The sequence below is a fragment of the Niabella terrae genome (assembly GCF_054783135.1).
In genome coordinates this window covers 1-8,094 of record NZ_BAAGRD010000028.1, presented here as the reverse complement: position 1 = coordinate 8,094, position 8,094 = coordinate 1, and the positions used below count along the sequence as shown (strand labels likewise).

General features: G+C 39.6%; 10 protein-coding genes and 1 tRNA gene. 2 read left to right on the top strand and 9 right to left on the bottom strand.

Going from position 1 to position 8,094, the window contains the following annotated elements; translation table 11 throughout:
- The 5 genes from ACYVI9_RS15210 to ACYVI9_RS15190 form a co-directional block, all read right to left on the bottom strand.
- Positions 1-489 (bottom strand): DUF4372 domain-containing protein (locus tag ACYVI9_RS15210; RefSeq protein WP_460766040.1); only part of this gene is annotated, 489 nt, incomplete at its 3' end.
- Between the two features lie 185 nt (positions 490-674).
- A complete protein-coding gene (locus tag ACYVI9_RS15205) occupies positions 675-1,274 on the bottom strand; it encodes a hypothetical protein (RefSeq protein ID WP_460766036.1) in 600 nt (199 codons plus the stop codon).
- 235 nt (positions 1,275-1,509) lie between these two features.
- Positions 1,510-2,466, bottom strand: a complete 957-nt coding sequence (locus ACYVI9_RS15200) for a HipA domain-containing protein (protein WP_460766033.1) — start codon at positions 2,464-2,466, stop codon at positions 1,510-1,512.
- 29 nt (positions 2,467-2,495) lie between these two features.
- On the bottom strand, positions 2,496-2,822 hold the full coding sequence (locus ACYVI9_RS15195; RefSeq protein ID WP_460766030.1) for a HipA N-terminal domain-containing protein: 327 nt from the start codon (positions 2,820-2,822) through the stop codon (positions 2,496-2,498).
- Between the two features lie 5 nt (positions 2,823-2,827).
- A complete protein-coding gene (locus tag ACYVI9_RS15190; protein ID WP_460766027.1) occupies positions 2,828-3,037 on the bottom strand; it encodes a helix-turn-helix transcriptional regulator in 210 nt (69 codons plus the stop codon).
- A gap of 800 nt (positions 3,038-3,837) precedes the next feature.
- Here ACYVI9_RS15190 and ACYVI9_RS15185 point away from each other — a divergent pair.
- Both ACYVI9_RS15185 and ACYVI9_RS15180 read left to right on the top strand, forming a co-directional pair.
- Positions 3,838-4,041, top strand: coding sequence for a type II toxin-antitoxin system HigB family toxin (locus tag ACYVI9_RS15185; RefSeq protein WP_460766024.1), 204 nt, complete (start codon positions 3,838-3,840; stop codon positions 4,039-4,041).
- Positions 4,042-4,245: 204 nt separating this feature from the next.
- Positions 4,246-4,629: a helix-turn-helix domain-containing protein gene (locus ACYVI9_RS15180; protein WP_460766021.1), complete on the top strand. Its 384-nt coding sequence runs from the start codon at positions 4,246-4,248 to the stop codon at positions 4,627-4,629.
- Positions 4,630-5,580: 951 nt separating this feature from the next.
- Here the strand turns inward: ACYVI9_RS15180 and ACYVI9_RS15175 are convergent.
- The 4 genes from ACYVI9_RS15175 to ACYVI9_RS15160 all read right to left on the bottom strand — a co-directional run bounded on the left by ACYVI9_RS15175 (position 5,581) and on the right by ACYVI9_RS15160 (position 7,809).
- Positions 5,581-6,030: an RES family NAD+ phosphorylase gene (locus tag ACYVI9_RS15175; RefSeq protein ID WP_460766019.1), complete on the bottom strand. Its 450-nt coding sequence runs from the start codon at positions 6,028-6,030 to the stop codon at positions 5,581-5,583.
- Positions 6,027-6,449: a type II RES/Xre toxin-antitoxin system antitoxin gene (gene parS / locus ACYVI9_RS15170; protein WP_460766016.1), complete on the bottom strand. Its 423-nt coding sequence runs from the start codon at positions 6,447-6,449 to the stop codon at positions 6,027-6,029. The genes ACYVI9_RS15175 and parS overlap by 4 nt, the downstream gene beginning before the upstream one ends.
- Before the next feature lie 164 nt (positions 6,450-6,613).
- Positions 6,614-7,417, bottom strand: coding sequence for a hypothetical protein (locus ACYVI9_RS15165; protein WP_460766013.1), 804 nt, complete (start codon positions 7,415-7,417; stop codon positions 6,614-6,616).
- Between the two features lie 318 nt (positions 7,418-7,735).
- Positions 7,736-7,809: transfer RNA gene (locus ACYVI9_RS15160), tRNA-Asp, on the bottom strand.
- Between the last annotated feature and the right edge of the window lie 285 nt (positions 7,810-8,094).

Here is an 8,094-nt window from a genome sequence, read left to right as displayed (position 1 = left end):
GGAAGTTTTAACATCGAACAACGTGTGCAATTTGATAGCTGCTTTTGCTCTTCTAAAAGTAGCCCACCAAAATACATTTAGGCATAAATCTACTACGGTACTGTCAAAAGCATATACATTTCCCTGCACAGAGAAACTAAAATCGCTATCGGGTAGGCAGCTTTTACGCGCTTCCGAAATCATCTCGTATGCAAATAGCTCAAAGATGCGATAGTCCCATTTTTCATTCGCCTCAGCAAGAGTAGATCGGCATACGCGTTTTCCGAATCCTAAATGATAGTGCTTTGGCTGATGTGCGTTTATGCAAATTAGCAAATCTCGAAGGCTATCGCGATTACTTAATTGGCCAAACATCATACAGAGAAGTTGATTCCAACATGTAAAATGTTTAACCCATTTATCGCCTTCGTATTTGCGAGCACAACGATCAAATATCCTGGCAGGCAAAAAGGTAACTGCCTGAGAGAATACATATTTGCCCTGATTCATAAATCTTCTGATTTTCAGAAAGTTATGAAATCAGGCATTTCAAATCGTCACCGCGCTAAATTTCGACCAAACCTTTATCCATCAAGAGTTTCAAAGATCTAACTTTATTTTTTACCGGACACTAATGGGCTGGAGTATGAAATCTCCGATGAGGTGCGCGAGGATTAACTTCAGAACTAGTGTTATCATAAAGCAGCGATCTTTTTCTGATAATATTCATTCAGTTTACTTATTTCATCAAATCCGCTCCTTTTCAATGCTTCGCTGACACTACTTTGTGATTTCTGCAATACAGCAGCTATTTCGCTCTGCGTTTTTTCCGGATTTTCTATACTGGTCAGAATTGCCAGGGCTTCTGTCGGGCTCCAGTTATTGGCCGTTAAAAGTGCAAGGCTGGTCATTAGATTTAAAGTTTCATCCAACGCTTCATTTCCGGTAGCTATCAGTAACATCTGTTTTTTAATGACATCAAAACTTTCTCCGGACCGCGTAAAGGCATCCCCCGTTGATTCAGTTATTTTTTTGGAGAGCGTGTCGATTGTGCCAATTCCTATGGCCATACGGACATCAAGACCCGATATTTGTCTGATACCGGTTTTGATGTGGATAGCGGTTAGAAAAGCAAGCGGGGGATCGACCTTCAACTGAAATCTATCGCCGCGATATAATTCCCAATCCTTCGGTGTTCGCCCGTATTTGTTTAAAATACCTTTTAAGCTGGACTGCCATTTTATGGACGTTTCTTTTCTGGAGTTAACAATGTCTCCTGTAATTATTGCAAACATAGAAGTTTAAAATATTGCTTAAAGATCGGATTCAAATCCGATTCAATATCCATACGCGGATTCGACCTGGGGGGGATTATAGCTATGCATAAGGCTTTACAGGTTAAGGATATTTCCTGGAATAAAACAAAAAAGTAACGGGACGGCACGAGGTATGCTGGTTAAATACTTAATCTATCTCCAGCAAACGCGGCCTTAAATAATTTGTTTGCATCATTTAAACGAAACACATTTGTTACGACATACCCAAGCGGTGCAACCTTTCTTCGTATTTATCCAGAAATGCCTGTTTTTGGTCGGCGGGCAAAAACGAATTTCCGATCATGGTGATGACTCCCTTTCTTCCACTTAACATCTGTGTCAGCAGGCGCTGTACCCGTATGGGTCGTAAGCCCAGTTTCTCAGCAAATACGTTGAAATCAGACTGACCAAAAAAACCGTAGCTACCATAAAATTTACTATAATAGCAACCGTCGTAAAGATCAAGTGCCAAATCGCTTTCAATAGGTACGTGCAGCTGAGTACACATAAGGTCGTAGGCGGGTGAAAGCGTATGGTCTCCCATAACCGTTTCTATCAATGAAAAGTTCTTCAAATGAGCATCTCCATTGGAGAAAATATAGTTGAACAGTACCAGTTTAAATAGCTGCTCAAGTGCCAGCGGATATGCTGCAACATATCGTTTTATGAGTGCGCCTATTTCTTCGTAAGTGCCGTTATATTTAAAAACCTCTCCGGGTTTTGCCGTATGTTTATTTCGCCCACTTAGCTGCGCCATATCTTCCTGGAGGTACTTTTTGCCGTCTGGCGTCACATCAAACCGACGGGTAATGTATGCCGGGACCCCGTCTTTAAAATAGATGAGCGCATTAGTGGCAGTCTTTACTCCAAATACCTGTTCGGCAATCTGCATGGTCAGGTGCTCATTTTCCGGCGCTATTGCCGGGTGCTGAAGCAATGTGCCTGGAGGTATTGGCTTTATAATGTATTGCCCACCGGTTTCAACCAGCTTTAGCTCTTTGCCCTCTAACCGCAGGGAATATTTTAGCTGCACGCCTGATATGGACAGCCGTTTGGACTTTTGCTGATATTCTGCAAGATTATCAAAGGCAGGCGCCTCAAATCCTAATTGCGGCGACACTTTAGCGCCGTCGAACAATTTCTTGCGGCATTGTACACAATACCCGTCCACGTTTATTTTATAACATCCCGGGCACATAGCTAATCATTTGCTTCTTTAACGGTTATCGCGCCAATGGTATCATCGCCGGCTGTTTTTAACAGCCTGGTAAAATCGTCCTCTTCATCAATTTTGAGCAGGCGGCATTGTATGTCTTTATTAATTCCTTCAGATAATAATCCTGAAAAAAAAGAAAACAGTACAGGGCTTTGGTGCTCCCGCTGTGTTTTGGGCAGCGTAAGGCTAATGGAAGGCATAAAAGACGCATCCATATATGCATCTGTGTAGGTAAAGCGATAGTCATCCGGTGCGAGCTTTTTAAGATAGCCTGCTAATACGCCATTATAATATACCGCACCCTGCGCCATAATCGTTAATTAGTTTTTTTTATTTGTACCAGTACTTCCAACCCTAGGACCAAGGCCAGCTTTTCCAGCGTTTTGAGTGAAGGGTTGCCTGCACCAGTTTCTACAATATTAATGGTCCGGGTGGTAATGCCACTCATTTCCGCAAGATCATCCTGCTTCAGGCTGAGAAACTCCCTCCTTTTTTTAAACAGTGATCCTATCTCTGCAATATTCATCAGAATTATATTTCCTATTTTAGGACAAAAGTACTAATTTATGGACGAAATATTAGGTAAAACAGAATTATATTTCTTTTAACGCTCAAAGAACCCTGCATTAGGTTCAACAGAAGAGCAATCGGAATTATAATTCTGATCTGGCATCTAATCAGCAATAGAGGGTAAAATGTGATGTGCCGAAACCGGACGTTGTAAGGATGCTGTTAACGATGGCTTTATTGCGTCTGCACTTACCGCCAGACAACCTGGGATTCCTCTCCAAATTTTCTCCAGCATATATTCTTAAAAATCTTTACGCCAAATATTATCATCTTGCCAGTTTCGATCGGAAAGGTCAAAATAGCAGTAGATGCTGCGTACTTAGCCGGGGGCTTTTATTCTTTTTTGGAAAATTACTCAATTAAATAATAAAGCTAAAAAGACTAGTGGCTTTACTTTATCAACCTTTCATCAAACGAAAATTTTTCCACACGATGAACCTTGATTTTCGTGAAATCCGGATGCTAGTGGCTAAGCAGGAAATTTTATTCCTCAGTAATAATAGCCGAAGGTACTTGTGACCCTAAAAACTTCATCCTGACCAATGCTGCGCCGTAACATATTCTCCAAGGAGGCCAATGCCCTCGTACTAGCGGAATAAGGCATAAAGTGACCATTGTTATTCCAAAAGAGTGACATCATTTTCTCATTTCAATAAAACTAAGTATTTTAGTAGTGTTACTATTTCAACCAGTTAGCCTGCAGTATTCAAAAGTTCTCCAAATGTGAACTTTTAAATAAAAAAACGCAATTTTGCTATGAAAGTTCACCTGATAAGAAAAGAAACCATAGGGGATTTTGTAAGATACAATGCCCAAAGCAGGGCCTCATTTGCAGAATGGCTTATAAAAGTAAAGTATGGAGATTGGGACAATCCGGCGGATATTTCAACCACATTTCCCAGTGCTGATTTGCTGGGCAATGGCAGCAATAGAGTGGTATTTGATATTGGTGGTAATTAATACAGGATGATTGGCAAATATGCTTTTGGTGATAAACAATTGCATTTATTCATTTGCTGGATTGGCACACATGCGCAGTATGACAAGTTATGTGCAAATGATGAACAATACACAAGAAGCGACTATTAAAGAAAAGTAATTATGGCAGCATTAAAATATAAAGTAATTACCAGTAAAACCCAGTACAGGTATTATTGTAATGCATTGGAGCAATTGTTGTTTTCCGGCAGTAAAGGCCGGGATACAAAAGATGAAATTGCGTTGCTTACCCTACTTATTGAAAAATGGGATGAGGTGCATAACACTTTTGAAGAGTTAGACCCGATACAACTTCTGCAATCTCTTATGAAAGAACATGATCTTAAGGCCAAAGACCTGGCGCCCGTTTTAAATATGAGCAAAGGATATATTTCGGATATCCTGAACTATAAAAAGGGGCTTTCAAAACAAGTGATCCGCAAGTTGGCCGCCCGTTTTAAAATTTCGCATGAGGCGCTTAACCGGCCCTATAAATTAACGGTGTCGGAAAATGCACACTTAAGAAATGCTAGTGTAATGAACACCAAAAAAGGGTTGGATGTTGCATAACAACTCGTTTGAGTTACGAATATTGCCGATACAAACCAAACCCAAAATGAAGAAAGTAAAAGTAACTGCTGAATTGATATTGGATTGCTCACACAGTGGTAATAAAGCGAGACATTTAGTAAATTTGATGCACTAAAATTCCATTCCGGATTAAATTAAACTGCAATGAGAAAACTAATTACTCCGAATTGCCGCAATTTATAGGATAAAAATCTCATTATAATGTGATTTATCATTTTTTGCAAATAAATATTGAATAGGAATGGCCTAAAATCACAATAGAGTATGATTTAATGATTACCGGTCAAGATCAGAAGAATTGCAAGATCTAACTACATCGAAAATATATCGTGTAAGAATTTTGGGAATCAGTCTGTTGCCCTCGCAGTGGACTATAGCAGAGATCTGTTCGCAATCCAGCATTACAATATTTATCAGGAATGGCCCCCATTCTTTCATTACTAACCTATATACTTGTGATAATTTTAGTAAACGCTGCTGTGATAGAATTAGTAAACGCTGTGCAATTGGAGTAGAGTCTACCTGTAAGGCTTATTTATATTTACAACGCCTATTCCAAAACTCAATAAAGCACGACAGGAGTGACATCCATTGTTTAAACTGGCTGGTAATATCTTCGACTGTATTCGCTTTTTATCAACAATAATAAAATCAAGCGTTGAGAGAAGTTCCAATCCAAAAGTTGAATAAAATCCTTTAAGGAAACTTTTCGTTTTTTCAACAATGGCTTTGTATGCTGCATTTTCCGGTTTATAAAAAAATCATTCACATCAGTTTCCGCATCTTGATTATGCCCTAATTTCTCTTTTTAAAACGTAAATTTATCTTTTCTAAAATACGCCAATATTTCAAAAAATTGGCAAAGATTTGATTTTAAAAGTCCTGTAGAAACATGCTACTTTGGGAAATTAAGTTAAAAGCATTATTGCCTTATTTTAACAATCGTTCGTCGAACGTAAACTTCTCAATAGCTTGTACCTTTATCCGACTAAAATCGGAATGTTGAGGATTGATCAGAAAATTATATTCTTCAGTAATAATAGCGGAAGGTACTTGCACCACCACAGTCTTGTTCTCTTTTAACCACGCATCTCCAATAGCCTGACACGAAGTGTAATTGATATATTCCTGCCAATTGGCCGGTAATTTCTTTTTATTAATTTTTTCTACTTTTACATTGTCCGGTATTTCTATTAATGTAACCCGGAAAAGATCATCTGCACCAACGCTTCGTCTGTGAACCATGTTTTCTAAACAGGCTAATGCCCTCGTGCTGGCCGTATAGAGCATAAAATGCCCATTGCTGTTCCAGCGGGCGGCGCGACCAGACGCTGTTAGATGTCCCGCCCATTTTGCCAGTGTAATACAATAAGTGATCATGCCAGCGCGCCGTATTCAATCCTGATTAATTCTTCCATCACCAGACTAATCCCCCCCTGCGTATAGAGCAGATCAAATGGTACAATTCCACCCAATCCAGTAGCGGGCTGTTTCAGCCATTGATTAAAGTCTTCCGAATTTCCAAAAATTTCCTGCCCTTTTTTGTAAAGCGCCATTAACTGTAAAAGTTGTTCGCTTTCGATGCGTCCTAATTTATGGCGCCGTATCCGGTAATTATTGATTGTTTTAGGTGTAGCGTCAAGGAACGCAGCCAACTGGTTTTTATTGAGAGCAGAAATACGCATGATCTCATCAAATACAGATATAGTCAATCCTTCAGCTGCTTTCATAACCATTGCTATCGGATTTGACAGTTCCTTTTCATATTGATGAAAGAGAGAATTCTTAATCGTATTCATAATAGAATATTTTCTTAACAAATATACAGAATAATTACGCTTTAATAAAGGCAATTTTTCCCTAGCGGTTGTTTAGCCTGACAAAGCACTGTAAAACAGCACTTTTTGCAAAAAGTGCCAAAATATGGTTTAGTTATTTATTGATAATCAATTTTTTGATTTTATTACCGCCTCACCCCATTCCTCCGCTGATCTATATCAATCACCATATCCTCACCCTGCGCTTCTGAAACGACGGATAGCTTCCGCGTCATATCCGACATGCCTTTTTTCATCAGCTTATCTATATCCAGGTATTGCCCATTTTTATCGGTAAGCAGCACCGTTTTTTGATGCGGTGCTGCTGCAATCACTGCTTTAATCCGGTGACTGTCTATTTGTAATGTTACTTCTTTATCAACGCCGGTTTTGAGCGATTCTATTAAGCGGATCGCTTTTGTGGGGTCGTTCATTTCTAAAATGGGTAGCTGCTCCAGTGCCCGGTCTAAGTTGAACTTTACCTGGTCGTGTTCATTTTCCTGGTTATATCCTTTTGTTGTATTCAGCGATACCCATTGCTCTTTACCTTCCACCATTTTGCATACATCATTACCATTTACCAGGCTGGCAGCTTCGGTGGCAGAAAACAGCATTTTATCATCTAGGGAAAATGTTTTGCGAACTGTTGCTGGATCGTTTTTCAATACTGCCTTTAACGATGGATGAGATGCAGCATCGAACTTTTGCAAGTAATACAAATCGGATCCGGGTATTTTTTTAAAATGGATGGTAAAGTCTGTATCTTTTTGATGCAACGGATCAGCATAACGAAGATGGAAAGACGGAAAATTTTGTTTCAGCATCCTTTCCAGTGTATTGTCTATATTAAGGGAAAAGCCTGCACTTTTCATGCTGGCTTTTAATGTTTCCAAATATGGGCAAACAGTATTTCTTTTTGTATGGTTTGCGTTTAGCGATTCAATTCGCAATACCTAAGATTATTACCATTCATGAAATTGCACACCGCATTCATGGGACGGTTATATAACAACCGTCTTAACGCAGTTGGTTCCAAAACAGCTTTTATTTTCGCCATCTCATGTTTTACATAAGCCAGCGAAAATTTTTCTGCCGAAGTGGTTCCTTTCTTATAATTCTGAAGGATGCTGTTATAGAACTCGTATTTCAATGCCAGCCCCTGCCGGTCGGAACCATAGCCTACAGGGTTGTTACATTTACCCACCCCCATAACCACCCAAGAAAAAACCCTAAAACATTGAAAATCAATATTTTAGGGTTTTAAAAAGCGGACCGGACGGGACTCGAACCCGCGACCTCCGCCGTGACAGGGCGGCATTCTAACCAACTGAACTACCGATCCTTTCCGCTTTTGGGAGTGCAAATATATATGCAATCCTTAATTAGTCCAAAACTATTTTTTAAAAATCTTATTTTTTTTAAAACGAGGTTAATATAAGTATATCAGACCGTTAGAAGATATGCAACTTGGCCATTTCTGATTAGCTTTGAAAGTACAGCGTGAACTACCCATTGGCTAAAGACCAATGGGCTTCGGACTTCAACGCCCCCGAGCTTCTTTTCAGAAGTCTTATTTAAGGCTCTGCCCGTGTAATCGGAGAGTTCCGCCCCGATGATTCTTATTCCT